1 protein-coding gene and 1 pseudogene are annotated in these 2,328 nt (G+C 62.7%); one reads left to right on the top strand and one right to left on the bottom strand.

The genetic code is table 11. The annotated features are described in order from the left end of the window. Positions 1 to 48 precede the first annotated feature (48 nt). A pseudogene (locus VGP39_RS16005) lies at positions 49 to 1,700 on the top strand (IS1634 family transposase); the annotation flags it as partial. Positions 1,701 to 2,061: 361 nt separating this feature from the next. Here VGP39_RS16005 and VGP39_RS16000 read toward each other — a convergent pair. Further along, a partial coding sequence (locus tag VGP39_RS16000; RefSeq protein ID WP_327569076.1) for a hypothetical protein occupies positions 2,062 to 2,328 on the bottom strand: 267 nt, incomplete at its 5' end.

Raw genomic sequence — 2,328 nt, 5'->3', positions numbered from 1 at the left:
ATCTGCCTTTGGCTGCGGCATCAATGCGGTGTCACAGTCGGTCGCCGCATGTTCTTCCGCATCAAGCCGTCCGGAGAGCGCCGTTACCTGCAGATCGTGGAGAACACCCGCGACGGGGCCGCCACGCGCCAACGCGTGTCGCCACCCTTGGTCGCGTCGAGGAGCTCGAGGCCTGCGGTAAACTCGATGCCCTGCTACGCTCCGGTGCGCGGCTCTGCGAAACCGCGCTGCTGATCTCCAGCCAGCAGGCCGGAACGCTTGAGGCCGCCGAAACCATGCGCATCGGCGCGCCAATGATCTTCGGCCGGCTGTGGGAGCAGACCGGGTGCGCCGCGGTGATCCAACACCTCGCCGCCGACCGCGGTTTCGGCTTCTCGCTCGAACGCGCGGTGTTCGCCAGTGTCCTGCACCGGCTGATCGTATCGGGTTCCGATCGCGCCTGCGACGCTTGGCTGGACGCCTATCATGTCCCGGGCGGCGATGCGCTGGCGTTGCACCAGCTCTATCGCGCCATGGCCTGGCTCGGTGAGGCGCTGACCGACCAGAGTGGCGCCACACGGGCCTCTCGGCGGACCAAGGATCTGATCGAGGAAGCACTGTTCGAACGCCGGCGCAACCTGTTCTCCGACCTCTCGGTCGTGCTGTTCGACACCACCTCCCTGATGTTCACCGGCGGCGGAGGCGAAAGCCTCGGTCAGTTCGGCGTCTCCAAGGACCACAGGCCCGAGCTGCATCAGGTGGTGCTCAGCGTCGTGCTCGACGAGGCTGGCCGGCCGATCTGCTCGGAGACCTGGCCGGGCAATGCCACCGACGTCAAATCATTGCTGCCGGTCCTCACCCGGCTGCGCGATCGCTTCGGCATCCGCCACATGTGCGTGGTCGCCGATCGCGGCATGATCAGTACCGAGACGATCGCCGAACTCGAGGCCCGCGGTATCGATTACATCCTCGGTGCCCGCGAGCGCAGCTCGTCCGAAATACGCGAGGTCGTACTGACCGATCGCGCGCCGATGGTGCCGCTGACCATTCCGCGCGCGCGGGGCTGCGAACGCGACATCGAGGTCAAGGAGGTGATCGCCGGCGACTGGGGGCCGGGGGTAAAGTCGCGTCGCTACGTGATCTGTTTCAATCCCGCCGAGGCACGCCGTGACGCCGCTGCGCGTGACACCATCGTCGCCAGCCTGCGCGGCAAACTGAAAGGCGGCGATAAGGAGCTGGTCGGCAATGCCGGCTATCGCCGCTTCCTCGCCACCCCGCGAGAGGGGCATTTTGAGATCGATGCCGCGCGTATCGCCGATGATGCGCAGTTCGACGGACTGCATGTGCTGCGCACCAACAGCCGCATGACCATGCTGTCCGTGGCGCTCGCCTACCGCGAATTGTGGCGGGTTGAGGCGATCTTCAGAACGGCGAAATCCATCCTCGAGACCCGGCCGATCTTTCATCAATCCGATGCTGCGATCGCCGGACATCTGTTCTGTTCTTTTTTGGCACTCTTGCTGCGCAAGCAGCTCGACGAGCGGCTGACTGCGGCCGGGGTGAATGCCGAATGGGACGACATCGTCCGGGATCTGGATCGCGTCGAACCGGTGATCATCGAGCAGGGGCCGAAGCGCTGCGTGCTGCGACCGCAGGCACCCGGCTGTGCCGGCGCGGTATTCAAAGCGGTCGGCGTGGCGCTGCCGCCGCTGATCCGGCAGATCCCGACCGGGCCGCCACCGCAAGCCAAGGTGCCGCCCTCTCCACCACGCCGCGGTCGCCCGCGGTGTGGTGCCACGTCGTCCTGAATTTCCCGGATTCGTCTTTTATTTCAAGTTGTTAGTAAAAGTTACTGTAATAGGGGCAAAAGTCCGGGCGTATTTTGCGCCGGCCCATAACGTTCCGCAGTCGGACGTTCAGAAATGGCGGAATTCCGTGGCCGTCGTTCCGTTTGCGACCGCATGCTGCACCTGCGTGCCCGGACTTTTGCCCCGCTTACGGTTTGACTGCCGTTGTGCCAGGATCTGCTGGATAGCTGGCATCTGGGTTATCGTTTACTTGTCCGAGTCGGAATGGCTATCGTCATCTATCGCGCTCGAGCACGTGTCCTATCACTGTCGCCGGTTGTCCACAAAGAACTGGCATCTTGGTATGGAATCCTGGCATCTGGGTATGCCGGACACCTGGGGAGCCGGAGCCATAATATAACGGATTCAGTGACTTGTAGAACTTACCCACAGGCAAATAGGTATACATACTATAAGTAAGAATCAAATAACTTACTATGCTACCAAGATGCCAGTCTTCCACTGGGGACAAGTTGCAGGCCATGGTCAGCACATCAAAGGG

It is taken from the genome of Bradyrhizobium sp. (genome assembly GCF_036009065.1).
In the GTDB taxonomy this organism is placed as follows: Bacteria; Pseudomonadota; Alphaproteobacteria; order Rhizobiales; family Xanthobacteraceae; genus Bradyrhizobium.
This window is presented reverse-complemented; position numbering and strand designations above follow the sequence as displayed.